The organism is Nocardia sp. JCM 38205 (assembly GCF_058222935.1).
On the sequence record NZ_JBYHFL010000007.1, the window covers coordinates 181,701 to 204,954 of the forward strand.

Annotated in this window: 22 protein-coding genes and 1 tRNA gene; 13 read left to right on the forward strand and 10 right to left on the reverse strand. The window is 68.4% G+C overall.

Annotated elements, in window-relative coordinates:
• Nucleotides 1-93: 93 nt before the first annotated feature.
• The 5 genes from AC4HOU_RS24705 to AC4HOU_RS24725 form a co-directional block, all read right to left on the reverse strand.
• Nucleotides 94-588 carry an allene oxide cyclase barrel-like domain-containing protein gene (locus AC4HOU_RS24705; RefSeq protein WP_490725379.1) on the reverse strand — a complete coding sequence of 165 codons (495 nt, stop codon included), beginning with the start codon at nt 586-588 and terminating at the stop codon, nt 94-96.
• A 44-nt stretch (nt 589-632) separates the two neighbouring features.
• Entirely contained in the window at nt 633-1,232 is a 600-nt protein-coding gene (locus tag AC4HOU_RS24710; RefSeq protein ID WP_195021425.1) for a DoxX family protein, read from the reverse strand.
• Nucleotides 1,233-1,245: 13 nt separating this feature from the next.
• Nucleotides 1,246-2,223 carry an RNA polymerase sigma-70 factor gene (locus tag AC4HOU_RS24715; RefSeq protein ID WP_490725381.1) on the reverse strand — a complete coding sequence of 326 codons (978 nt, stop codon included), beginning with the start codon at nt 2,221-2,223 and terminating at the stop codon, nt 1,246-1,248.
• The gene (locus tag AC4HOU_RS24720) at nt 2,220-3,401 is read right to left on the reverse strand and encodes an NAD(P)/FAD-dependent oxidoreductase (RefSeq protein WP_228816063.1); all 1,182 of its coding nucleotides are present in this window, start codon (nt 3,399-3,401) and stop codon (nt 2,220-2,222) included. The genes AC4HOU_RS24715 and AC4HOU_RS24720 overlap by 4 nt, the downstream gene beginning before the upstream one ends.
• 203 nt (nt 3,402-3,604) lie before the next feature.
• Nucleotides 3,605-3,681: transfer RNA gene (locus AC4HOU_RS24725), tRNA-Arg, on the reverse strand.
• Between the two features lie 146 nt (nt 3,682-3,827).
• Between AC4HOU_RS24725 and AC4HOU_RS24730 the strand changes: the two genes are divergently transcribed.
• The 7 genes from AC4HOU_RS24730 (at nt 3,828) to AC4HOU_RS24760 (ending at nt 15,587) form a co-directional block, all read left to right on the forward strand.
• Nucleotides 3,828-5,867, forward strand: coding sequence for a bifunctional copper resistance protein CopD/cytochrome c oxidase assembly protein (locus AC4HOU_RS24730; RefSeq protein ID WP_163814815.1), 2,040 nt, complete (start codon nt 3,828-3,830; stop codon nt 5,865-5,867).
• Nucleotides 5,864-6,832, forward strand: coding sequence for a threonine/serine dehydratase (locus tag AC4HOU_RS24735; RefSeq protein ID WP_163814814.1), 969 nt, complete (start codon nt 5,864-5,866; stop codon nt 6,830-6,832). Before AC4HOU_RS24730 ends, AC4HOU_RS24735 begins: the two co-directional genes overlap by 4 nt.
• 297 nt (nt 6,833-7,129) lie before the next feature.
• Nucleotides 7,130-7,645, forward strand: coding sequence for a single-stranded DNA-binding protein (locus AC4HOU_RS24740; protein ID WP_163814813.1), 516 nt, complete (start codon nt 7,130-7,132; stop codon nt 7,643-7,645).
• Nucleotides 7,646-7,717: 72 nt separating this feature from the next.
• The gene (ettA, locus tag AC4HOU_RS24745) at nt 7,718-9,394 is read left to right on the forward strand and encodes an energy-dependent translational throttle protein EttA (protein WP_036534346.1); all 1,677 of its coding nucleotides are present in this window, start codon (nt 7,718-7,720) and stop codon (nt 9,392-9,394) included.
• A gap of 95 nt (nt 9,395-9,489) precedes the next feature.
• Nucleotides 9,490-14,424, forward strand: coding sequence for an NAD-glutamate dehydrogenase (locus AC4HOU_RS24750; protein WP_195021423.1), 4,935 nt, complete (start codon nt 9,490-9,492; stop codon nt 14,422-14,424).
• Nucleotides 14,425-14,438: 14 nt separating this feature from the next.
• On the forward strand, nt 14,439-14,894 hold the full coding sequence (locus tag AC4HOU_RS24755) for an acyl-CoA thioesterase (RefSeq protein WP_163814846.1): 456 nt from the start codon (nt 14,439-14,441) through the stop codon (nt 14,892-14,894).
• 27 nt (nt 14,895-14,921) lie between these two features.
• Nucleotides 14,922-15,587 carry a DUF8185 domain-containing protein gene (locus AC4HOU_RS24760; RefSeq protein ID WP_163814811.1) on the forward strand — a complete coding sequence of 222 codons (666 nt, stop codon included), beginning with the start codon at nt 14,922-14,924 and terminating at the stop codon, nt 15,585-15,587.
• Nucleotides 15,588-15,758: 171 nt separating this feature from the next.
• Here the strand turns inward: AC4HOU_RS24760 and AC4HOU_RS24765 are convergent, their stop codons facing one another.
• A complete protein-coding gene (locus AC4HOU_RS24765) occupies nt 15,759-16,076 on the reverse strand; it encodes an AzlD domain-containing protein (protein ID WP_195021422.1) in 318 nt (105 codons plus the stop codon).
• The gene (locus AC4HOU_RS24770) at nt 16,076-16,741 is read right to left on the reverse strand and encodes an AzlC family ABC transporter permease (RefSeq protein WP_195021421.1); all 666 of its coding nucleotides are present in this window, start codon (nt 16,739-16,741) and stop codon (nt 16,076-16,078) included. The genes AC4HOU_RS24765 and AC4HOU_RS24770 overlap by 1 nt, the downstream gene beginning before the upstream one ends.
• A 70-nt stretch (nt 16,742-16,811) precedes the next feature.
• Between AC4HOU_RS24770 and AC4HOU_RS24775 the strand changes: the two genes are divergently transcribed.
• Nucleotides 16,812-17,378, forward strand: coding sequence for a helix-turn-helix domain-containing protein (locus tag AC4HOU_RS24775; RefSeq protein WP_490725386.1), 567 nt, complete (start codon nt 16,812-16,814; stop codon nt 17,376-17,378).
• 3 nt (nt 17,379-17,381) lie between these two features.
• On the opposite strand, the gene AC4HOU_RS24780 is transcribed toward AC4HOU_RS24775, so the two are convergent.
• On the reverse strand, nt 17,382-18,083 hold the full coding sequence (locus AC4HOU_RS24780; RefSeq protein ID WP_175585949.1) for an HNH endonuclease: 702 nt from the start codon (nt 18,081-18,083) through the stop codon (nt 17,382-17,384).
• Between the two features lie 207 nt (nt 18,084-18,290).
• Here AC4HOU_RS24780 and AC4HOU_RS24785 point away from each other — a divergent pair, with 207 nt between their 5' ends.
• From AC4HOU_RS24785 to AC4HOU_RS24805, 5 genes are all read left to right on the forward strand, one after another.
• On the forward strand, nt 18,291-18,695 hold the full coding sequence (locus tag AC4HOU_RS24785) for a globin (protein WP_138452949.1): 405 nt from the start codon (nt 18,291-18,293) through the stop codon (nt 18,693-18,695).
• Nucleotides 18,696-18,711: 16 nt separating this feature from the next.
• Nucleotides 18,712-20,286, forward strand: a complete 1,575-nt coding sequence (locus AC4HOU_RS24790; protein WP_490725389.1) for a glycoside hydrolase family 13 protein — start codon at nt 18,712-18,714, stop codon at nt 20,284-20,286.
• Between the two features lie 165 nt (nt 20,287-20,451).
• Nucleotides 20,452-20,727 carry an aa3-type cytochrome oxidase subunit CtaJ gene (gene ctaJ, locus AC4HOU_RS24795; RefSeq protein WP_036534362.1) on the forward strand — a complete coding sequence of 92 codons (276 nt, stop codon included), beginning with the start codon at nt 20,452-20,454 and terminating at the stop codon, nt 20,725-20,727.
• Nucleotides 20,714-21,178 (forward strand): DUF5130 domain-containing protein, encoded by a 465-nt coding sequence (locus AC4HOU_RS24800; protein ID WP_163814806.1) that lies wholly within the window; start codon nt 20,714-20,716, stop codon nt 21,176-21,178. Before ctaJ ends, AC4HOU_RS24800 begins: the two co-directional genes overlap by 14 nt.
• A 140-nt stretch (nt 21,179-21,318) precedes the next feature.
• Nucleotides 21,319-21,741 (forward strand): helix-turn-helix domain-containing protein, encoded by a 423-nt coding sequence (locus AC4HOU_RS24805; protein ID WP_163814805.1) that lies wholly within the window; start codon nt 21,319-21,321, stop codon nt 21,739-21,741.
• Nucleotides 21,742-21,979: 238 nt separating this feature from the next.
• Here AC4HOU_RS24805 and AC4HOU_RS24810 read toward each other — a convergent pair whose 3' ends face one another.
• Complete coding sequence (locus AC4HOU_RS24810) at nt 21,980-22,567, reverse strand: ClpP family protease (protein ID WP_163814804.1); 588 nt, start codon at nt 22,565-22,567, stop codon at nt 21,980-21,982.
• Nucleotides 22,564-23,166: a ClpP family protease gene (locus AC4HOU_RS24815; protein ID WP_163814803.1), complete on the reverse strand. Its 603-nt coding sequence runs from the start codon at nt 23,164-23,166 to the stop codon at nt 22,564-22,566. The genes AC4HOU_RS24810 and AC4HOU_RS24815 overlap by 4 nt, the downstream gene beginning before the upstream one ends.
• Nucleotides 23,167-23,254: the final 88 nt, after the last annotated feature.

The following is a 23,254-nucleotide window of genomic DNA, read 5'->3' on the forward strand; positions in this document are numbered from 1 at the left end:
GCGCCTACGAACCGGCGGGGAAACGGAGATCGCCGCCCGTCGCGAGGCGGCAACCCGCACCCCGCGACATCACTGCCACGGCGATACCCCGGGTCAACGGATGACCTCGGCACGCACGCGCTCGTTCGGGGTTGCGATGTCCCAGAAACGAACGGTGCCTCGCGCACTGCGATACTCGCCGGTGCCGCCCGTGATGGCCATGTCGAGCGGACTCGCACCCCTGGTCCAGGTGGACTGCATGGTCACCGATCCGCGCTCGAGCTCCATCGTGATCACGCACTGCATGAGGACGTGATCGCCGTCGACCCGCAATGTCTGGCACGAGCCGCCGCCCTGTCCTACGGTGCGTCCGTCCTGTATCGCGTTGCCGGAGAAGACATCCATATCGCCGAGACTCGGCCCCGACGGACCGAGATCGAGAGCTTCGTATCCGATGTTCTGTACCTGGAGTTCGATGACGTCGACCTGCTCCCTGGCTGGTCGCTCCGGGTCGTCTGTCGTGCTACAGCCGCCCACGGCGGCGACGATGAGCGCCGCGGCGGCGAGGCGCGTGAGTACCGTTGTGGCGCGAGTGTGCTTGACGCGCATGCGTTTTCTCCATAGTTCTGCTCGTGACAGGTTGGTCATGTTCTTCATCGCTGTTGCTCGTCGACCCAGCCGCGCTCGACGGCCCAATCGCTGGTTATGTCGGCCGTGACGGGCAGCGTCAGCAGCGAGATGGCGGACAAGGCGGCGACGAGCCCGATCGACGCGACCCATTCGCGGGTCCGCGGCCGATGCGCCGGGTCAGGGCCTGCGGCTCGCCGGTCGGCCGGCCGCAGCGCCCACGACGCGAACGCGAACGCGAGGAACATCAGCGGTGGCGCCCACGACACCGGTCCGTCGCCGAGCGCCAGATACGACACCGCGGCGCCCGCCCACAGGAAACAGACACCCGCGTACGCCCACTCCTTGAGCAGCCCGAAACCGGGAACCGCGATCGTGACGGCGGCGGCGAGGTGACACACGCCGAGGATGTAGGCGAAGTAGTCAGGGTATCCGAGGTGGTCCAGCTGGTCTTCCATCCAGTCGATGGTCAATAGGTCCCACGCCGCTCCGGCGAACAGCTCGCAGAGGATGACGAAGGTGGTGGCCCAGTAGGCGATGAGTCGGCGCCGACTACTGCCGGTCGGTACGACGGCGGCCGCCGGCCGGTCGGCCGCGTGTTGTCGGGTTTCGGTGGGAGTGTGCATCGCGGTTTACCTGTCACATCGATTCGTGGTGTGGAGTGGTGAGCCCGGTGCGTGTGTCATCGGCTGCCTGCCCTGCGGTAAGGCCGGGTTCCCGCTGCCGGCTGAGCCGGCGCGGCACGGTCACCGAGAGCAGCTTGTCCGGATTGCGGATGGCATAGATGTTGGTGATCTCGTCGTCGGTGATCTCGAACAGGAACACCCCCTCCAGCCGGTCGCCGCGGTAGGCGACCAGCGCGGGCGCGCCATTGCAATGGGCCGTCTCGATCCGCAGGCTCGGCAGCGCCCGCCCCCTGTGGAAGAGATTCACCAGGCGGGCGGCCACCGTCTGCCCGCCGACCACCGGATGGCGTGCCGCGGCGGCCTTGCCACCGCCGTCGGCGATGAGGGTGGCGTCCTTCGCCAGTAGCGCGAGCAGTCCGTCCATATCGCCGGTCATGGCCGCCGCCATGAACTGCTGGGTGATCCGGGCCGCGGTAGCGGTGTCGGCGGGTTCGAAACGCCTGCGCCTGGCCGGTACGTGCTTGCGGGCACGGTGCACGGCCTGCCGCACCGTCGGCACCGCTTTGCCTACCGCCGAGGCGATGTCGTGGTGCGAGAAGCCGAATACCTCACGCAGTACGAACACCACGCGTTCGTCGGGTGTGAGCGTTTCGAGGATCACGAGCATCGCCATGGACACCGATTCGGCGAGTACCACGTCGGCCGCCGCGTCGTTCTCGTCGAGCAGCACGGGCTCGGGCAGCCAGGGGCCGACGTAGTCCTCGCGCCGTCGCACACTGGCCCGCAAGGCGTTGAGCGATTGACGGGTCACCAGCCGCGCGAGGTAGGACTTGGTGTCTCGTACCGTCGCCAGGTCGACGTCGGCCCATCGCAGATAGCTGTCCTGTAGTACGTCGTCGGCCTCGATCGCCGAGCCGAGCACCTCGTAGGCGATCGTGAACAGCAGCGGCCGCAGCAGGGTGAACCGCTCGGCGTGCTCGTCGGCGGTCACGGCGACGTGACTTCCTGTGCCGCGACCGGACGCTCGGGCCTGGCACCGCCCTTCGGCCACCTCAGCGAACCGGGCTTGCGGGCCTCGCGGCGAACCTTCGACACCCCGAGCCCGGCGGTCAGCTCCTTGATCGCCGCTCCGGGGCGGCCGCCGATGTAAGCCTTCACCGGGGTGTCGTCCTTGCGGGCGAGTTGGCGCACGCCGCTGCGCCGACCCAGACTGACGCATGCCCCGGAAAACGCCACGCTGACCACCTCGGGTTCGGTTCCGGCGAGGCGGCTCAGCACAGTGTCGGCCGCCTGCGCGCCCAGTGGCCCGGCGGCATAGGAACTCATGCGCAGCGGCACTCCCGACGGCGCCGCGGCATCGCCCGCCGCAACCACTCTGTCGTCGTCGAGGCTGGTCAGCGTCTCATCGGTGAGCAGTCGGCCGAGCGAGTCGGTGCGCAGCCCGCTGGCTCGGGCCAGCTCGGGCACGCCGAAGCCGGCTGCCCAGATGGTGATCGCGCTCGACCGCACGGCACCGCTGCCGAGCCCGACCGCGTCCGGTCGGACCTCGGCCACCTCCTCGTTGTCGAGTACACCGACACCGCGCCGGGACAGCCATGCGGCGATGGACCTGCGCCCCGGCGCACCGAACGTCGGTGCCAGGGCCCCGCCGCACACCAGGGTGACCGTGCGGCCGCGTTCGGCCAGTTCGGCAGCGGTCTCGATGCCGGTCAACCCGCCGCCCACCACGGTGATCGGAGCGTCGAGCGGCACCTCGTCGAGCCTCGCGCGCAGCCGCTGGGCGGGCTCGAACTCGGCCAGGGAGAAGGCGAATTCGGCCGCGCCCGGCACGGACGGCATCGTCGCGGTGCTTCCGACCGCGTAGACGAGGTAGTCGTAGTCCAGCGTGCTCCCGGACTCCAGTTCGACCTGGTGGGCAGCGGTATCGATGCGGGTGGCTCGGTCGACGACCAAGCGAACCTCGTCGGCCAGCAGCGTGCCGTAGTCGACCTCGGCCTCGCCGGTACCGGCCACGAACTGGTGGAGCCGGACCCGGTCGACGAATCTCGCGCGCGGGTTGACCTGGGTGATGTCCAGGCCGGGGCGCACCCGCAGCCGGTTGGCGGCCAGCGCCCCGGCGTAGCCACCGCCGACTACGACGACCTTGTTCGATGTGCTGTGTTCAGACATGCCTCCAAGACACCGTGGCCGGTCGAAACGTGACACGTCGAGATGTGACGTGCCGCACATCGCTGCGGTGTTCCACGAGGGGATCGGCATCGCCGGGGACGTCCGCGTCGAAGCTTTCGCCGTTCGGACTGTCCCTTGGTGTTTGCGCCGGAGGAGGTCTGGGTACTACCGCGGTGACCCGCAATCGGCAGGCCACCGCGGACTGGCGCCCCCGGCAGGAATCGAACCTGCGACCTAGGGATTAGAAGGCCCTTGCTCTATCCAACTGAGCTACGGAGGCAGTGGGTTCCACCATGGCCGACTTCGGTCGTGGTGTCCAGCGGAAAAGTATAGCGACCGTCCAGCTCTGGTGAGGGGGTGCGCGGGAGGGGAGTGAGGCGCCGGGCCGGGCACGCCGGGTCGGCGCTGCCGACTACCCTCAGTCGTATGTCGTCACCGCAAGGCCCGTCCACCGACACCGCTGCCGAGGTCTCTCGGCCGGGCACGGGGACGACCTTCGCGGCGCTGGGTGTGCTGGCCGGTGCGATCACCGCGGTCGTCGCCGCGCTGGTGGTCGGGCTGTCGGCGGCCGAGGCGCTGACCTTGCTCGGCATCCCCGACCCCGGGCCCATGACCACCTACGGAATGCCCGCGGTCCGCGCGCTGTCGGACCTGTTCGCGGCGCTGACCGTCGGTTCGCTGCTGTTCGCCGCGTTTCTCATCCCTCCGCAATCGAGCGGCCTGCTCGATGTGGGCGGCTATCGCGCGGTGCGCAGGGCCTCGAATATGGCCGTGGCCTGGGCCTGTTGCGCCGCACTGCTGGTGCCGCTGACGGTGTCCGACACCACCGGCCGCCCCGTCGGTGAGGTACTCGCGCCGACGGAACTGTGGGGCGCGATCGATCAGGTCGCGCTGGCCGGTGCGTGGCGGACGACGGTGATCTTCGCGTTGATCGTCGCGGTTGGCTGCCGTCTGGCGCTGCGCTGGGGCTGGACCCCGGTGCTGTTCGGCGCGGCAATCGCCACCATGATGCCGCTGGCCTTCACCGGCCACTCCTCCTCCGGCGGGTCGCACGACGTCGCCACCAACAGCCTGATCCTGCATCTGATCTCGGCCGCTGTCTGGGTGGGCGGACTCTTCGCGGTGCTGGCGCACGCGCTGCGTGATGGCACCCACACCGAGATCGCCGCGCGCCGATTCTCCGGGATCGCGACGGTGGCGTTCATCGTCATCGCGGCCAGCGGTGTGATCAATTCCTGGGTGCGGGTGCCGCTGGATGAGTTGTTCACCAGCACGTACGGCCGGCTGGTGCTGGCTAAGGCCGCCGCGCTCGTCGTGCTCGGTGTGTTCGGCTTCTTCCAGCGCCGGGCGGCGCTACCCGCCCTGGCCGCCGATCCGAAGGACCGTTCCGCGCTGATCCGCTTCGCGGCGGTCGAGGTGCTGATCTTCGCCGCGACGATCGGCCTGGCCGCCGGGCTCGGCCGCACTCCGCCACCACCGCCGCGCAGCGTGCCGACCCCGGTCGAGGTGGAACTGGGCTACGAACTGGCCGGACCGCCTACCGTGACGCGGCTGCTGTTCGATTGGCGCTTCGACCTGATCTTCGGAACCGCGGCGATCGTGCTCGCCGTGCTGTATCTGCTCGGGGTGCGGCGGCTGCGCGCGCGTGGCGACGCGTGGCCGATCGGGCGAACCATTGCCTGGCTGTCGGGATGTGTGATCTTGCTGTTCACGACCTCCTCGGGGGTCGGCAGGTACATGCCCGCCATGTTCAGCGTGCACATGGGTGCGCATATGGCGTTGTCGATGCTGGTGCCGATCCTGCTGGCGCTCGGCGGCGCGGTGACCCTGGCGCTGCGTGCGCTGCCGCCGGCCGGGCGCGGCGGTGTGCCGGGTCCGCGCGAATGGATTTTGGCGGCGGTGCACAACCCGGTGTCGCGGGCGCTGACCCAGCCGGTGGTGGCCTCGGTGATCTTCGTCGGCGGCTTCTACGCCCTCTACCTGGGTGGCATCTTCGACAACTTCGTCGACTCGCACGCCGCGCACCTCTTGATGAACCTGCACTTCCTGCTCAGCGGCTACCTCTTCTACTGGGTCGTGATCGGCATCGATCCCAAGCCACGGCAGGTACAGCCGCTGACCAAACTGGGCATGGTGTTCGGTTCGCTGCCGTTCCATGCCTTCTTCGGCGTCGCCCTGATGAGCACCACCACGGTGCTCGGCGGCTGGTTCTATCGCAGCCTCGGGCTGGACTGGAATACCGACCTGCTCGGCGATCAGCGCACCGGCGGCAGCCTGGCCTGGGCCAGTGGTGAAGTGCCGCTGGTGGTGGTGATGCTGGCGCTGCTGATCCAGTGGTCGCGCAGTGATCAGCGACTGGCCCAGCGCACCGACCGGGCCGCCGAACGCGATCACGACGCGGACCTCGCGGCGCACAATGCCATGTTCGCCGAACTCGCCCAACGTGACCGGGCGGTACGCAAATGACCGATCAGAAGACGTCCTCGCCACGGCAACGGCCGTTCGCCCGGGTATATCGCTCGGATGTGCGCGCGGCCCGCAGGCGGCTGGCCGGGCGGATCCGCCGCACACCGGTCTTCCACACCACGGTGACCGGCCCGGCCGGACCGGTGCCGGTCACGCTCAAGCTCGAGCACCTGCAGCACGGCGGCACTTTCAAGGCCCGCGGCAGCTTCAACGCGCTGCTGGAATCGGGCGAAGATATCGAGCACGTCGTCATCGCCTCCGGTGGCAACGCGGGGATCGCCGCGGCACTCGCGGCCGCGGCCCTCGGCAAGACGTGCACGGTGGTGGTTCCCGAGTCGGCGCCGCACACGAAGGTGGCTGCCATGTGGTCCTACGGGGCCGAGGTGCTCTGGCACGGCACCACCTACGCCGAGGCGTACGGCTACGCGAGCGAACTGGCGGTCGAACGCGGTGCGCTGCAATTGCATGCCTATGACCTGCCCGCTGTGGTCTCGGGCGCCGGCGTGGTCGGGCTCGAAATCGAGGAGCAGGTCCGTGGCCGTCCGCCGGTGCTGGTGGCCGTTGGCGGCGGCGGCCTGGTCGCCGGTATCGCCGCCGCGCTCGGACGCAGGCAGCGGGTGATCGGCGTGGAGCCGGAAGGGGTGCCGACGCTGCACGCGGCGGTGGCCGCGGGACGCCCGGTCGAGGTCGAGGTGTCCAGCATCGCGGCCGATGCGCTCGGAGCCTCACGGATCGGCGATATCGCCTTCGATATCGCCCGCCGCTACGACGTGGGATCGGTGCTGGTCACCGACGATGCCATCGCGGACGCGCGGGAATACCTGTGGCGGGAGTTCCGCCTGGTGGTGGAGCTGGCCGGGGCGACGGCGCTGGCCGCGATCCGCAGCGGGGTGTATGTGCCGGCGGCGGGGGAGCGGCCGGTGGTGGTGCTGTGCGGGGCCAACACCGATCTGACCACGTTCTAGGCGCATCCGGCAGCGCCGAGCTCGTTGTCGTGAGATTCGGCATCGGGCGGTTGTGCGCGATACGCGCGGCCATGCGGAGCTGCCATCGTGCGGAACACCGGCTGTTCACAGCGGTCCGAGTTATCCACAAGCGCGGATTTCGCTCTGTCGTCGGTGCCGGTTCGGGCGCATGCTGGGGACATTGCTCGCGCAGCTCATCCGCCATCGGGGCGGAGGGCCATCGGGTCTCCCGTCAGGCGAGCGACATGCGACCGGCACAGCGTCGGGCGCCCGGGGAGTCGACGAAGGGGTGGACACATGTACGAGGCGATATCGACGGTGGTGGGGACCGTGGTCACGCAGCCGGTCACCAGGGAACTGCCGGGCGGAGAGCAGGTGCTGACCTTCCGGATGGCGAGCACCTCCCGCAGGCTCGACCGCGGCTCCGGCGAATGGGTGGACAACGGGACGTTGTTCCTGACCGTGAGCTGCTGGCGCAAGCTGGTCGCGGGCGTGGACGCGTCCATCGGCCGCGGCGATCCGATCATCGCCTACGGCCAGCTGCGGACCAACGAATACCGCACCCGGGACGGCGTCGACCGGCGCGATCTGGAGATGCGGGCCAGCGCCGTCGGTCCGGATCTGTCCAGGTGCACGGCGGTGGTGCACCGCTGGCGGCATGCCGCGAATGCCGAGGAGGCCGGGATGGGGAATACTGCTGGGCACTCAGGCGCTGATGGTCGAGAGCACGGGGGCGACGGGCAGCAGGTGGACGCGGAGATCTCCGCGCAGGCACCGCCCCGGACTCCCGACCACGAACCCGTCGACGCCTGACGCACCTGCGCGCCGAGCGTGGGCGCTGGCTCTGCTTCGATCCATCATTCCTCGCACCGATAGGCTTTGCTCATGGCTGAGTTCATTTACCAGATGAAGAAGGTTCGTAAGGCGCACGGCGACAAGGTCGTGCTCGACGATGTCACCTTGAACTTCCTTCCCGGCGCCAAGATCGGTGTCGTCGGCCCCAACGGCGCCGGTAAATCCAGCGTGCTGAAGATCATGGCCGGACTGGACCAGCCGAACAACGGCGATGCGTTCCTCGCCCCCGGCGCGACCGTCGGCATCCTGCAGCAGGAGCCGCCGCTCAACGAGGAGAAGACGGTGCGCGGCAACGTCGAGGAGGGCCTCGGCGAGGTCAAGGTCAAGCTCGACCGTTTCAACGAGATCGCCGAACTCATGGCCACCGACTACTCCGACGAGCTCATGGAAGAGATGGGCAAGCTGCAGGAGTACCTCGACCACGCCGACGCCTGGGATATCGACTCCCAGCTGGAACAGGCCATGGACGCGCTGCGCTGCCCGCCGCCGGACGAGCCGGTCACCAACCTCTCCGGTGGCGAGCGTCGTCGTGTCGCGCTGTGCAAGCTGCTGCTGAGCAAGCCCGATCTGCTGCTGCTCGACGAGCCGACCAACCACCTCGACGCCGAGAGCGTGCTCTGGCTCGAACAGCACCTGGCCTCCTACCAGGGCGCCGTGCTGGCCGTCACCCACGATCGGTACTTCCTCGACAACGTCGCGCAGTGGATCCTCGAGCTCGACCGTGGCCGCGCCTACCCGTACGAGGGCAACTACTCCACCTATCTGGAGAAGAAGGCCCAGCGTCTCGAGGTGCAGGGTAAGAAGGACCAGAAGCTGCAGAAGCGCCTCAAGGACGAACTCGCCTGGGTGCGTTCCGGGGCCAAGGCCCGCCAGGCCAAGAACAAGGCACGTCTGGGTCGCTACGAGGAAATGGCCGCCGAGGCCGAGAAGCACAGGAAGTTGGACTTCGAGGAGATCCAGATTCCGGCCGGCCCGCGTCTGGGCAACGTGGTGGTCGAGGTGGAGCACCTGGACAAGGGCTTCGGCGATCGTCAGCTGATCAAGGATCTGTCGTTCACGCTGCCGCGCAACGGCATCGTCGGCGTCATCGGTCCCAACGGTGTCGGTAAGACCACGCTGTTCAAGACGATCGTGGGGCTCGAGCAGCCCGACAGCGGCGAGGTGAAGGTCGGCGAGACCGTCAAGCTGAGCTACGTCGACCAGAACCGCGCAGGCATCGACCCGAAGAAGAACGTCTGGCAGGTCGTCTCCGACGGGCTCGACTTCATCGAGGTCGGCAATCAGGAGATGCCCTCGCGCGCCTATGTCAGCGCGTTCGGCTTCAAGGGCCCGGACCAGCAGAAGCCGGCGGGTGTGCTCTCCGGTGGTGAGCGCAACCGACTGAACCTGGCGCTCACCCTGAAGCAGGGCGGCAACCTGATCCTGCTCGACGAGCCGACCAACGACCTCGACGTCGAGACGCTGAGCTCGCTGGAGAACGCGCTCGAGCAGTTCCCCGGCTGCGCCGTTGTCATCTCCCACGACCGGTGGTTCCTCGACCGCACCTGCACCCACATCCTGGCCTGGGAAGGCGACGCTGACAACGACGCCAAGTGGTTCTGGTTCGAGGGCAACTTCGAAGCGTACGAGGCGAACAAGATCGAGCGCCTCGGCCCGGAAGCCGCACGGCCGCATCGCGTCACCCACCGGAAGCTGACTCGCGGGTAACCGCAAAGCTTTTGCCCTACCTTCCGGGTGCGGGACTAGTGTCGAGACCGGCGTCACTTTGTTACGGAACCGAATCCGAGGGAGTTGGCGAAAACATGACGGTCTCGTCGGAATTGTCCGGTGCGGCGTGGGTCGCGGGGGTGCCGCAACCGTTGCGCGGCGATCTCGCGGCGCTGGAAGAGGCATACTTCCGTCACGTCGACGCGGGCGATGTGGACTGCGCGATCACCGGGATCACCCAGATCTTCCGCAGGCATCTGGAGCTGGCGATGACGCGCAGTCCGGGCCGGGCCCTCGTCCGGGTGTATCACCCCGACGACGGGTCCGGTCTCGGCGCCGCGGTCCAGGTGGTCACCGATGACATGCCGCTGCTGGTGGAGTCGATCACCTCGTCGCTGAGCCGGATGGGAGTCAGCGTCAGCGAGGTGATCCATCCGATCTTCGAGGCCGAACGCGACACCGACGGCCGCCTGATCGACGCCAAACCGCATGAGGTGGACGCCAACGGCGAACCCGGTCTGCGGGAGAGCTGGATGCATCTGCAACTGCATCCGTCCACCAGCCGGGCGGTCCTCGACCGGGTCGAGGCGTCGATGCCGGTGGTCGTGGACGACGTGCGTCAGGTCATCGGCGATACCGCCGCGATCCGGACGGCGCAGAGCACACTGGCCGACGAGCTCGATCGGGCGGCGACCGCCGCAAAGGCGCCGTTTCCGGCGGTCGACCTGACCGACTGCGCGAATCTGTTGCGCTGGTTGGCCAGTGGTCATTTCACGGTGCTCGGTTACGCCAGGTACCGCGAGGCCGCCGACGATGACGCGCGCCCCGAGGTGGTGCCGGATTCGTGCCTCGGCGTGCTGCGTCCTGGCGTCGGCACCGATTTCGACGTCCCGGCCATCACCGGGGAGCAGCCACTGCTCATGCTCACCCAAGGACTCGTGCCCGCCACCGTGCACCGATCGGTATATCCGTACTTCGTCGGCGTCGCCGATCTCGACGAGAGCGGCGAGGTCGTCGGGCAGCATTTGTTCATCGGGGTGTTCACGGTGACCGCCGTGCACGAGAACGTGCTCGACATCCCGGTGATCTCGCGGCGGGTGCGGTCGGCGATCGAGGACAGCGGCTTCGATCTGGATTCGTTCTCCGGGCAGGGGATGCTCGAGGTCATCCAATCGTTCCCGCGCACCGAACTGTTCTCCTCCGATACCGAGACACTGCGACGCACCGCGACCGCGGTATTGAACGTCAGGCTGCGCAGGCAGGTGCGGTTGTTCATGCGCGCGGACGGCTTCGGCCGATTCGTCGCGTGCATGGTGTACCTGCCGCGCGACCGCTACACCACCGCGGTGCGGCTGGAGATGCAGGAAATCCTGGTCCGCGAATTGGGCGGGGTGTCGATCGACTACTCCGCGCGGGTGAGCGAAAGTGAGCTCGCCAGCGTGTATTTCACCGTGCGCATGCCCGAGGCCGAGGCCGGCGCGCAGGGGCAGCTGCCCGCGTCGGCGGATACCTCCGAGGAGAACAGGCTGCGCATCCAGCGGTTGCTCGATGCCGCCAGCCACACCTGGGACGATCACCTCGACGATGCGGTCAGCACGTCGACCGTGCTCGACCCTGGCGTGGTCGACCGCTACGCCGACGCCTTCCCCGAGGGCTACAAGCAGGATTTCGCACCCGCCCGGGCACTGGCCGACATCGCGCGTCTGGAGCACCTCACCGAGGGCGATATCGACCAGCATCTGTATCGCCAGCCCGACGCGGCGCCGGGCTCGTGGCGATTCAGCCTGTACATCGGTGGCACCGGCGTCTCATTGAGCCAGGTGCTGCCCGTGCTGCAAAGCCTCGGTGTGGAGGTGGTGGACGAACGCCCGTACCAGATCCAGCTCGACACGGCGACCGGCGAGACCGGCGGCGAACGCTGGATCTACGATTTCGGCCTGCTGGCCCGGGCGGAACTGCTGCGCAGCGCGCTCGATGCGGATCTCGACGCCGAACTCATGGAATCGGCCGCTCGCTCCGACGCGCTCGATGCCGAGGCCGGCGGCTTGCGCGCGCGTTTCGTGGAAGCCTTCGCCGCGGTGTGGTACGGCCGTGCCGAAGCGGATGGGTTGAACGAGCTCGTGCTGCGCGCCCGGATGCCGTGGCGCGAGGTGGCCATTCTGCGTACCTACGCCAGGTACCTGCAGCAGGCCGGTTTCCCGTACAGCCAGACCAACATCGCCCGCGTGCTGCTCAACTACCCGGAGGCGGCGCGGCTGTTCACCGATCTGTTCGCGGCGAAATTCGACCCCGACGCCCACTCCACGGAGCGGGCCGCTGAACTGGAGACGCAGGTCCGCACCCAGATCGACCAGGTGGTGAGCCTGGATGCCGACCGCATCCTGCGCGCCATCCTCGGCCTGATCTCGGCGACACTGCGCACCAATTACTACGTCACCGACGACGACGGCCGGGCGCGCGACTACATCTCGATGAAGGTCGAACCGCGGGAAATCGCCGAATTGCCCAAGCCGCGGCCACAATTCGAGATTTTCGTGTATTCGCCGCGGGTGGAGGGTGTGCATCTGCGGTTCGGTGCGGTGGCACGTGGTGGTTTGCGGTGGTCGGATCGGTTGGAGGATTTCCGGACCGAGATTTTGGGTTTGGTGAAGGCCCAGGCGGTGAAGAATGCGGTGATCGTGCCGGTGGGTGCCAAGGGTGGTTTCGTGGTGAAGCAGCCGCCTGCGGCCACCGGGGATGCGGGCGCGGATCGTCAGGCGATGATGGCCGAGGGTGTGTCGTGCTATCGCACGTTCATCTCCGGCCTGCTCGACGTCACCGACAATGTCGACCTGGCGACCGGTGCGGTGTTGCCGCCCGCGCGGGTGGTGCGCCGCGACGGCGACGACACCTACCTCGTCGTCGCGGCCGACAAGGGCACGGCCACCTTCTCCGACGTGGCCAACGAGGTGGCCAAGAGCTACGGTTTCTGGCTGGGTGACGCCTTCGCCTCGGGTGGGTCGGCGGGTTACGACCACAAGGCGATGGGGATTACCGCTCGGGGTGCGTGGGAGAGTGTGAAGCGGCATTTCCAGGAGATGGGGATCGATACGCAGGCCGAGGATTTCACGGTGGTGGGTATCGGTGATATGTCCGGTGATGTGTTCGGTAACGGGATGTTGTTGTCGGAGCACATTCGCCTGGTGGCGGCGTTCGATCATCGGCATATTTTCTTGGATCCGAATCCGGATGCGGCGTCGTCGTTTGCCGAGCGGCGGCGGATGTTCGAATTGCCGCGGTCGTCGTGGGCCGATTACGACACGTCGCTGATCAGCGAAGGCGGCGGCGTCTGGGACCGCACGGTGAAATCGGTGCCGATCAGCCCACAGGCCAGGCAAGCGCTCGGCCTGGCCGACGAGGTGACGGCACTGTCGCCGCCCGAGCTGGTCCGCGCCATCCTGCTCGCACCCGTGCAGCTGCTGTGGAACGGTGGCATCGGCACCTACATCAAGGCCAGTACCGAATCCAATGCCGACGTGGGCGACAAGTCCAACGATGCGGTCCGCGTCGACGGAAACCAGCTGCGGGTCAACGTCATCGGTGAAGGTGGCAACCTCGGCGCCACCGCGCTCGGGCGCATCGAGTTCTGCCGCAACGGCGGCAAGATGAACACCGACGCGCTCGACAATTCCGCGGGTGTGGACTGCTCCGACCATGAGGTCAATATCAAGGTGCTGCTCGATGGCGTGGTGAGCGCCGGGCTGCTGCCGGACTCCGAGCGCAATCCGCTGCTGGCTTCGATGACCGACGAGGTCGCGCAGATGGTGCTGCGCGACAACGTCTCGCAGAACTTCCTGATGGGCCTGTCGCGCTCGGACGCGCCGCGCATGCTGAATGTGCATCGCCGGGTGATCGACGATCTGGAGCAGCGCCGCGGCCTCGACCGTGAGCTCGAGGCACTGCCCTCGGAACCGGAGATGAAGCGCAGGCATGAGGAAGGCACCGGCCTGACCTCCCCGGAGCTGGCCAACCTGCTGGCGCACGTGAAGCTCGCGCTCAAGGGCGATCTGCTCGAGTCGGATCTGCCCGACATGGCCTACTTCGCCACCCGGCTGCCCGAATACTTCCCGTCCCCGTTGCGCGGACGCTTCGGCACGGCGATCAAGAAGCATCGGCTGCGCCGGGAAATCCTCACCACCATGATCGTCAACGAGGTGGTCGACTACGGCGGAATCACCTACGCCCATCGGCTGAACGAAGAGGTCGGCGCCACCGCGAGCGATTCGGTGCGTGCGTTCACCGCCGTTACCGAGATCTTCGGGCTGCACGATATCTGGGCCAGGATCCGCACCGCCGACACCTCTGTCGCGATCCGGGACGAACTCGAGCTGGAAACCAAACGCACGCTGGACCGGGCCTCGCGCTGGCTGCTCACCAACCGGCCGCAGCCGATCGCGGTCGGCGCCGAGGTCAACCGCTACAGCCGCGGTGTTCGCGAGCTCGCCCCCAAGGTCCCCGGCTGGCTGCGCGGCCACCACGTGACGTCGCTGACCGATCGGAGCGCCGAACTGATCGCCCACGGGGCACCCACCGACCTCGCGACCGAGGTCTACGGGCTGCTGAATCTGTTCCCGTTGCTCGATGTGATCGATATCGCCGATATCACCGATCGCACCGGCGATGAGGTGGGTTCGCTCTACTACGCGCTCAACGAGCACCTGAAGATCGATTGGCTGCTCGAGGCCGTCAGCCACCTGGAACGCGGCGATCGCTGGCACGCTCTTGCCCGGCTGGCGTTGCGCGACGACATGTACAGCTCGCTGCGCTCACTCACCCTCGATGTGCTCTCCGGCGGCGACCCGGAAGAGACCGCGGACGAAAAGATTGCATACTGGGAGTCGAAGAACCAGTCTCGGCTCGGGCGTGCCCGGGCCGCGCTGTCGGAGTTGTTCGAGTCCGGCACCCACGACCTGGCCACGCTGTCGGTCGCCGCGCGGCAGGTGCGCAGCATGGTCAGTGGGGCGGGAACCCAGTCGGAGGTATCACGGTGACGAGTGTCGGATCGCTGAACGGCAATCCGCAGGCGAGGGACACGGTCGTCCTACCCAAGCGCTTTCATGCCAAGGTCGATATCCGGTGGTCGGATATGGATGCGTTCCAGCACGTCAACCACGCGCGGATGGTGACGCTGCTGGAAGAGGCGCGCATCCCGTGGCTGTTCGAAGACGATCGCCCCACCGCGGCCCTGCGGCAGGGCTGCGTCCTGGCCGACCTGCATGTCCGCTATCGCGGGCAGCTCCGGCACGAGGACACTCCGCTCGATATCGCGATGTGGATCGAGCAGCTGCGCGCGGTCGACTTCACGGTGGCCTATGAGGTGCGCGCCGCGGGTGCCGCTCCCGACTCGCCGCCCGCGGTGGTCGCATCGACCCAGCTCGCCGCTTTCGATATGGACACCCAGCGGTTGCGCAGGCTGACCACCGATGAGCGCGACTATCTCGCGCAGTGGATGAGTGAGTGACCGGCGCACGGTGATCGTCGGTCTGTGATGTCCGAACAACGGGTCTTGTACGTCGGCGATCCGGCCGAACGGGAGAACCTCGCGACCTTCCTCGGCCGTGCCCTCCGGCTGGATCCGGCCGTTGTCGTGCGGCTGCGTCGCCGGGGGGAGCGGTGGGTGTCGGCATGGGTGGCGACGGGCTTCGAGGCGCTCGCGGTGCGGACGGTGGTGGCCGAACTGGGCGTCGACGATGTCACCGTCGGTGCCGATGCGGTGCTGGCCGGGCTTTCTTCCGGTAGCCCGATCGACCTCGGCTACTCGATGGATTCGGCCTGGCGTGGCGCCCTCCCGCCGGCCAGCGGCTTCGCCCATGTCGACGATGTGCCCGCCCGCACCCTCGTCGAACTCGCCGAACAGGGCGCCGACCTCGCCAAGGAGCACGGCTCCGGGCACGGACCGCCCGCTGCCCTGCTGGACCAGACGGTGCTCACGGTGTCGGGCGGCGCGGTGCAGGTGCAGGTGCCGATGCGCGTCGTCTTCGCCCTCACCGCCATGGACTTCATCCCGCATTCGGGTGATCGCGCCGAGTCGCGCCGGATCCCGCCCGACGAGATCGTGCGGGTGCGCTCCAGCACGACGTGGCTGCGCCTGGACGCCCGCTATGGCTCGGTCGCCCGCCGCCTCGGTGGCGGTCTGCCACTCACCCCGCGCTAGCCGGGCCGCCGCGGCTGTCCGCACGCGATGGCCGGCGGGTGGGACAAGTGCCGGCCACCCGCGAGATCACCGAACTCGGGGTGGGGTTCGGCCGGGCGGCGATAGGCACAGCGCACTCGACCGCCGCGGCTTGGATGGTCGGATCGGCGCCGCATCGAGAGGCGCCCCCGCTCAGGCGATGCCGACCGCCCGCAACACCGCCGTGGTCCCCGCGGCGGCGGCGATGACCACCAGCAAGGGGCAGCGCCGCCAGGCGAGTATCCCTCCCACCAGCACGCCCGCCGGTAAGGCCCACCCGAATTCGCTCCCGAACGGCAGCGCCGTGGTAGCCACCAACGCCGCCAGCAGGATCACGGCACCGATCTCGAGCAGCCGGGCCGCTCGCGGCGGAAAGCGGATCCGGTTGCGCAGCGCGGGCCCCGCCCAGCGGAGCAGATAGGTGCCGACGGCCATGGTGAGCATGGCGGGAACCAGGAGCGGCGAACCCATCACAACGCTCCCACCGCGACGATCAGCCCGGCCAGCGCGATCAGCACCGGCAGGCCGGCCGGGACGAACGGCGTTGTGAGAACGGCCAATCCGGCGCCGACGCCGGCCGCCCGCAGGGTCACCCGATCGCGCAGGGCGGGCAGGATCAGGGCGAGCAGGACCGCCGGAAAGACCGCATCCAGGCCGAACGCCGCGGTGTCGGGCACGATGCTGCCGATGACTGCTCCGGCCAGCGCACCGAGCGGCCAGCACACCGCGATGCCGAGGCCGCACAGCCAGTAGGCCGACCGCCGCCGTTCCAGATCGCCCGGAGCCAGCGCGAACGCGACGCTCTCATCGACCATCAGATGCACGCCGAGCAGCCGTCGTGCGCCGGAGCCGAAGACGTCCGGCATCGATAACCCGTACGGTAGGTGCCTCGCGTTCACCAGCAGACCGGCCGACGCCGCAGCGAGCGGGCCCGCCCCCGCGGTGAGAATCCCGAAGAACAGGAACTCCGAGCCGCCTGCCAGCACCGTCGAGGCGAGAACCACCGGCATCCACATCGGGAATCCGGCGCCGACCACGGCCGCACCGTAGGAAATGCCGATCATCGCGGCGGCCACGGAGGTCGCCGCGATACTGGTCCGGAGATCCCGGTCCAGTGTTCGCCATATCGAACGCATGTCGTTTATATTGAACGCCGCGGACCGGATCCGTCAACGGGCGGACGAGTACCGACAACGGGAGCATTGGATGGCGGCAGAAGATCCGGCGGTGGCGCCGAAAGCGGTGATCGCCGCGTCGCTACGCAGGGAGCGCACCCGTGCGGGGTTGTCGCTCACCGAGGTCGCCAACCGGGCGGGCATCGCGAAATCGACGCTGTCGCAACTGGAGTCGGGGACCGGGAACCCCAGTCTGGAAACGTTGTGGGCCTTGTGTGTCGCCCTCGATATGCCGTTCTCGCGGCTGCTCGACCCGCCCCGACCGAGTGTGCGGGTGATCCGGGCAGGCGAGGGGCCCGTGGTCGCCGCCGCGGAGTCGGAGTATCGGGCCACTCTGCTCTGGGCCGGCCCGGCCGACACGCGCAGCGATCTGTACCGGATCACCGCCGAACCCGGCGAGCCGCGCCGGTCGGAAGCGCACATGCGGGAATCGGTCGAGCACATCCTGCTCGGTGCCGGACGCGCTCTCGTCGGACCGGCGGATGCGCCCGCGGAACTCCGGCCCGGCGATTACATCAGTTATCCGGGCGACGTTCCGCATCTGTTCGAGGCGCTGGAACCGGGCACCTGGGCGACCCTGGTGGTCGAATGCCACTGACCGTTACGCGGCGCCTTCGCCCAGATACTGCAACCACACCGGATCCAGCTCGGTGACGGTCGACAGCAGCCGCCAGTGCGGCCCCTTCGGCGACACCAGCGGGGCGCGCAAGGTCCACCCCAGCTCGCTGAGCAGTTTGTCGGCTTTGCGGTGATTGCAGGGCGCGCAGCTGGCCACGCAGTTCTCCCAGCTGTGCTCGCCGCCGCGGCTGCGGGGGACGACGTGGTCGATGGTCTCGGCTTTACCGCCGCAGTAGCCGCAGCGGTAACGGTCGCGCTGCATGAGAGCGGCGCGGGTCATCGGGACGCGGGCCCGGTAGGGGACGCGGACGTAGGTGCGCAGGCGGATCACCGACGGAATGGTGAGCGAGGATCCGGCCGAATGCACGATCGGGCCCTCGGGGTCGTGGTGAACGGTGTCGGCCTTATCGCAGATGAGCAGCACCACGGCGCGACGCGCGGACAGCGCGGTCAGCGGCTCGTAGGTGGCGTTGAGGAGCAGGACGCGGCGTTTGAGCCAGTTGTTGGTGGGTGTGGGCAGTGGGGTCGGCGCGGTGTCGGCGCGATGATGATCGCGGTGCGCCCCGGAATGATGATCGGACAACAAGTGCAGCGGAGTAGCCCCCGACCCACGGTTGTGGACGTCGGCGGGCTGGAGTTGTCGGTGCGCCCTCGCCTCCTGTGATCGGGCGTGTCGCTGCTTCATGTCGACCCCAATTTCTGCGTTCCAAGATCATGTGGTATCTCGCCGGAGACTGCCACCAAGTTGACCACGGAATGCGGGCCGGTGCACGGTGATTTAACACAATGTCGGGTTAACTGTGGCTGAAGAGCCATCGGGCCGCGATGTGCGCGAGCAGGCCGGTGCGCGGGCACAATGGAGCGCGGCGCATCCAGCGAATCGAGAGGGTCTATGACTTCGGGCGAGCACACAGCGACGTCGTTCTACGAGGCGGTCGGCGGTGAGGAGACCTTCCGCCGGATCGTGGCCGCGTTCTACCGCGAGGTAGCCGCCGACGAGGTGCTGCGCCCGCTGTACCCCGAGGAGGACCTCGGGCCCGCCGAGCGGCGGTTGCGGATGTTCCTGGAGCAGTACTGGGGCGGGCCGCGCACCTACAGCGACGAGCGCGGGCATCCCCGCCTGCGGATGCGGCACATGCCGTTCACGATCGGTCCGGTGGAGCGCGACGCCTGGTTGCGCTGCATGCGGATCGGGGTGGCCGAGATCGAGCCGGAGGTGCTCGACGACGAACACCGCAAGGCGCTGCTCGACTACCTGGAGATGGCCGCGAATTCGCTGATGAACGCGACCTGGTAAGCGCGGCGGGGTGGACATGAGCACTGCGTCGGGCCCGTGGTGGGAGGCCGCGGTCTTCTACCAGGTCTATCCGCGTTCTTTCGCCGATTCCGATGGCGACGGTGTCGGTGATCTCGGCGGGGTGCGGGCCCGGCTGGATTATCTGGAACGCCTCGGCGTGGACGCGCTGTGGATCTGCCCGGTGATGCGTTCGCCGATGGCCGACGGCGGTTACGACGTGTCCGACCCGCGCGATATCGACCCGCTCTTCGGCGGTATGCCTGCCCTCGATGCGCTGATCGCGGCCGCGCACGCCCGCGATATCAAGGTCACGATGGATCTGGTGCCCAATCACACCAGTGACGCGCACCCCTGGTTCCGCGCCGCGCTCGCCGCCGCGCCCGGTAGCCGGGAGCGCGCCCGCTACATCTTCCGCGACGGTCGCGGCCCGGACGGCGAGCTGCCCCCCAACAACTGGCCGAGCATCTTCGGCGGCCCGGCCTGGACCAGGATCGTCGAGGCCGACGGCAGGCCAGGCCAGTGGTATCTGCATCTGTTCGCCGCCGAGCAACCCGACCTGAACTGGGACAACCCCGAGGTGATCGCCGATTTCGAGCAGACCCTGCGGTTCTGGCTCGACCGCGGCGTCGACGGTTTCCGCATCGACGTGGCACATGGCATGGCCAAACCGGACGGCCTGCCCGATATGGAACGCGTCGATACCAGGATGTTGATCCACGACGACTCCGATCCGCGATTCAACAACCCCGGCGTGCACGACATCCACCGCCGCATCCGCCGCGTACTCGACGACTATCCGCGCGCGGTGTCCATCGGCGAGGTGTGGGTCGACGACAACGTGCGCTTCGGCGAATACGTGCGCCCCGACGAACTGCACCTCGCCTTCAACTTCCGGCTGGCCGAGACCCCGTTCGACGCCGACGCCATCCGCCACGCCGTCGAGAACTCCCTGCTCGCCGTGGTCCCGGTCGGGGCAACGCCCACCTGGACGTTGTCCAACCACGACATCGAGCGAGAGGTCACCCGCTACGGCGGCGGCGAACTCGGGGTCGCCAGGGCACGGGCGATGATCCTGCTCGAACTCGCGCTGCCGGGCGCGGTGTTCATCTACAACGGCGCCGAACTGGGCCTGCCCAATGTCGATGATCTGCCCGACGAGGTGCTGCAGGATCCGGTCTGGGAACGCACCGGGCACACCGAGCGCGGGCGGGACGGGTGCCGGGTGCCGATTCCCTGGGAAGGGTCCGCCCCGCCGTTCGGGTTCACCGCGGCGGCGCGATCATGGCTGCCGATACCGGCCGACTGGGCCGAGCTGACCGTGGCCGCCCAGCTCGATCGCAGCGGGTCGACCGTCGAGCTGTACCGCGACGCCATCGAGCTGCGGCACAAGCGTCCGGAGTTCGACGGCGCCGGACTGGAGTGGATGCCCGCCGCACCCGGAGTGCTGATGTTCCGTCGCCCGGGCGGACTCGTCTGCGTGCTCAACAGTTCCGCAGCCGCGATCGAGCTGCCCGACCGAGAGGCGATCCTGCTCAGCGCACCCCTCGTCGACGGGTTGCTCGCCCCGAACTCCGCCGCCTGGCTGATCTGAGTCCTGGCCACCGGACAACCAGGCAACAGTGCAGCTCAGTGCCGGTCGTCGGGCGCTGAGCCGGCGCCGGCCGACGTCGCCGCGAATGCCGCGGAAATGCCTGGTCGAGGCGCAAAAGGCTGACCGATCGATAAACTACTACAGAGCATCGTCTACCTTTGAGCTGTGAGCATTCTCGAGACAGTGCTGATCTTCGTCGGCATCCCGCTGGTGATCTACGGCGTGATCGCCGGATTGTCGTTTCTCGGTAAGCCGCTGCCCGGCGAGAAGCCGGTCCACTACGACCTGAGCAAGAAGTGGACCTCCGAGCCGGTGCTGTGGAGTGCGACCGACGAGGTGACCGTGTACGGGCACCACATTGCTGATTCGCATGGTCACCATGCGGCTATCGAAACCGCGGACGCGGAGCTGATCGGAGGCAGGGCAAGTGGCAGGTTCTAAGTGGCCCGCGGTGGTCGAATCCGAACTACCGCACGGATACGCCCTGATGAGCAGTGGCCGGGTCTCCGGCGTGCACGAGGCGGGCGACGTCTTCAAGGAAGCTCCCTTCAGCAATGAAGAGCGCCTGCTCATGGACAACGTGCTGACCGAGGCGACGCGCGCCACCAAGGTGCGGTTCAACGTCTTCATCGGTGATCTGGGCGCCGACCCGACCGCCGGCGCCGACGCGATCTTCCCGGTGACGCCGGAGGCGAACCGGTCGGTGCTCATCGCCGTCTCGCCCAACGATCGCGCCGTCGAGGTGCGTTCGGGCAAGGACGTCGCCGACCGCGCCAACGACCGCGTCTGCCAGCTCGGCGTCACCGCCGCATTGAGCTCGATGCGTCAGGGCCAGCTCATCGACGGCCTGGTCTCGGCCGTTCGGGTGATGGCCGCCGCCATCGGCCGCTGACTCGACACCTCCCGCACCCCTGCCTTCCTGGCGCGTTTTTGCGCCGGGATCGGCAGGGGTGCGGTGCGTCGAGGGCCGGGAGTTGTCCGCCCAGAGCGTAATTCGTCGGCCCGGCGCGCGGGCGGCGGTACGCTCCGGCTATGAGCGAGCATCCGAGGCTGCATGCCATTCCCGGAGGACGCGACCAGCGCCACGCCCCGCCGCCGGAGCGATCCGAGGGTGAACCGCTGTGGCGTGAGGTGCTCGGCACCCGGTTGCGCGCGCTGCGGCAGGAACAGCAGGAGACCCTGGCCGAGACCGCGGGCCGCGCGGGTGTCTCGCCGCAATATCTGTCCGAAATCGAACGCGGCCGCAAGGAGCCATCGAGCGAGATGATCGCCGCCCTGGCCGGAGCGCTCGGCACCTCGCTGGCCGAGTTGGCCGGTGAGGTCGCGGAGACGCTGGGCCGTCGCCGGATACTGCGCCCGGCCGGGGAGCTCGGTCGCCGCCAGGTCGGGCACGAGCCCGCCGCCCCGACCGCGATGGTTTCCACTACGCCCCGGGTCCTGCTGCTCGCCGCCTGAGCGCGCAGCCGATAGACGTCTCTCACGCCGTCCGAGCGCGCCCGCGGCCGGCTCGAGTGTTTCGGCCGGAGGCCCGCACACTCGGCTGAATGCCGGTCGCCCCGACGTGCCGGCCGTGCCTCGTCGGCGGCATCGAACAGCACCGCGGCCACCACCGGCACTCGCCGCTGCCGGCGTCCCGGCGAGCGCAGGCTGGTAGCCGGGGCACCGTCGCAGCGAGCCCGCTCGGCCCACCGACTCACCTGGCCCGCAGCACCTGATCCACCAGCCCGTAGTCCACCGCGGCCGCCGCCGTGAACACTCGGTCGCGATCGGTATCGCGACGCAACGTCTCGGCCGGCCTGCCGGTGTGGTCGGACAGGATCGACTCGATCTCGGCGCGCATGCGCACCAGCTCATCGGCTTGCAGGATCAGATCGGGGATCGCGCCCTGGCCCCGGGCGGCCGGCTGATGCAGCACCACCCGCGCGTGCGGCAGCATCGAACGCCTGCCCGCCTCGCCCGCGGCCAGCAGCACCGCCCCGACCGCGATGGCCTGCCCGACGCACGTGGTCGCGACCGGCGCCTTGATGAACCGCATGGTGTCGTAGACCGCGAGCATCGCGGGCAGCTCGCCGCCCTCGCAATTGATGTAGAGGTTGATCTCCTGTTCCGGGTTCTCCGACTCGAGGTGCAGCAACTGCGCGATGAGCGCGTTGGCCACCCCCGAATCGATCGGCGTGCCGAGGTAGACGATGCGTTCGGCCAGCAGATGCGAGTAGACGTCCATGATCCGCTCGCCCCCCGGCTGGCGGGCGATCACATTGGGAATGGTGTAGGTGGTCATGAGATTCCGATCTTCTGGCGCTGCGGAACCACCTGGCCGAACGAGTCGACGATGTGGTCGATGAACCCGTACTCCTTGGCCTGCGCGGCGGTGAACCAGCGGTCGTGCAATGAGTCCTCGTAGATCCGCTCATAGGGCTGGCCGGTGTCGGCGGCGATGAGCCCGAGCACGGTCTCCACGGTGTGGCGCAGGTCGTCGGCCTGCACTTCGACCTCGACGGCGCTGCCGCCGATCCCGGCCGAACCCTGATGCATCAGGATCCGGGCATGCGGGAGCGCGAACCGCCGTCCCGGATCGCCGGCCGAGAGCAGGAACTGCCCGGCGCTGCACGCCAGCCCGAGGGCGAGGGTGGAGATCTCGCAGGGCACCAGCCGCATGACGTCGCGGATGGCGAGCATCGCGGGCACCGAGCCGCCGGGGGAGTGGATCCACAGCGAGATCCCGGCGTCCGGATCCTCGGCCGCGAGGGTGAGCATCTGCGTCATCAGCAGCGTGCCGTTGTCGTCGTCGAGGCCACCGTCGAGAACGAGGATGCGCCTGCCGAAAAGTTGTTCGCGGGCCCGCCAGCTGAACAGCGGAGCCTTCTCATCGTGTGCCATGGCTCCACGGTGCCGCGCGGCGGGCCGGAAATCTCGCGACGCTGCTGTAGGCAGATCTGCTCACAGCAGCGAGCGCAGGTGAACGCGG

Coding starts and splice junctions, on each gene's coding strand:
- AC4HOU_RS24775 (WP_490725386.1), top strand. CDS start 16,812: ATGGCGGCAGAAGATCCGGCGGTGGCGCCGAAAGCGGTGATCGCCGCG.
- AC4HOU_RS24735 (WP_163814814.1), top strand. CDS start 5,864: ATGACCGATCAGAAGACGTCCTCGCCACGGCAACGGCCGTTCGCCCGG.
- AC4HOU_RS24705 (WP_490725379.1), bottom strand. CDS start 588: ATGCGCGTCAAGCACACTCGCGCCACAACGGTACTCACGCGCCTCGCC.
- AC4HOU_RS24740 (WP_163814813.1), top strand. CDS start 7,130: ATGTACGAGGCGATATCGACGGTGGTGGGGACCGTGGTCACGCAGCCG.
- AC4HOU_RS24720 (WP_228816063.1), bottom strand. CDS start 3,401: ATGTCTGAACACAGCACATCGAACAAGGTCGTCGTAGTCGGCGGTGGC.
- AC4HOU_RS24770 (WP_195021421.1), bottom strand. CDS start 16,741: ATGCGTTCGATATGGCGAACACTGGACCGGGATCTCCGGACCAGTATC.
- AC4HOU_RS24805 (WP_163814805.1), top strand. CDS start 21,319: ATGAGCGAGCATCCGAGGCTGCATGCCATTCCCGGAGGACGCGACCAG.
- AC4HOU_RS24710 (WP_195021425.1), bottom strand. CDS start 1,232: ATGCACACTCCCACCGAAACCCGACAACACGCGGCCGACCGGCCGGCG.
- AC4HOU_RS24750 (WP_195021423.1), top strand. CDS start 9,490: ATGACGGTCTCGTCGGAATTGTCCGGTGCGGCGTGGGTCGCGGGGGTG.
- AC4HOU_RS24730 (WP_163814815.1), top strand. CDS start 3,828: ATGTCGTCACCGCAAGGCCCGTCCACCGACACCGCTGCCGAGGTCTCT.
- AC4HOU_RS24780 (WP_175585949.1), bottom strand. CDS start 18,083: ATGAAGCAGCGACACGCCCGATCACAGGAGGCGAGGGCGCACCGACAA.
- AC4HOU_RS24790 (WP_490725389.1), top strand. CDS start 18,712: ATGAGCACTGCGTCGGGCCCGTGGTGGGAGGCCGCGGTCTTCTACCAG.
- AC4HOU_RS24785 (WP_138452949.1), top strand. CDS start 18,291: ATGACTTCGGGCGAGCACACAGCGACGTCGTTCTACGAGGCGGTCGGC.
- AC4HOU_RS24765 (WP_195021422.1), bottom strand. CDS start 16,076: ATGGGTTCGCCGCTCCTGGTTCCCGCCATGCTCACCATGGCCGTCGGC.
- ettA (WP_036534346.1), top strand. CDS start 7,718: ATGGCTGAGTTCATTTACCAGATGAAGAAGGTTCGTAAGGCGCACGGC.
- AC4HOU_RS24815 (WP_163814803.1), bottom strand. CDS start 23,166: ATGGCACACGATGAGAAGGCTCCGCTGTTCAGCTGGCGGGCCCGCGAA.
- AC4HOU_RS24760 (WP_163814811.1), top strand. CDS start 14,922: ATGTCCGAACAACGGGTCTTGTACGTCGGCGATCCGGCCGAACGGGAG.
- AC4HOU_RS24810 (WP_163814804.1), bottom strand. CDS start 22,567: ATGACCACCTACACCATTCCCAATGTGATCGCCCGCCAGCCGGGGGGC.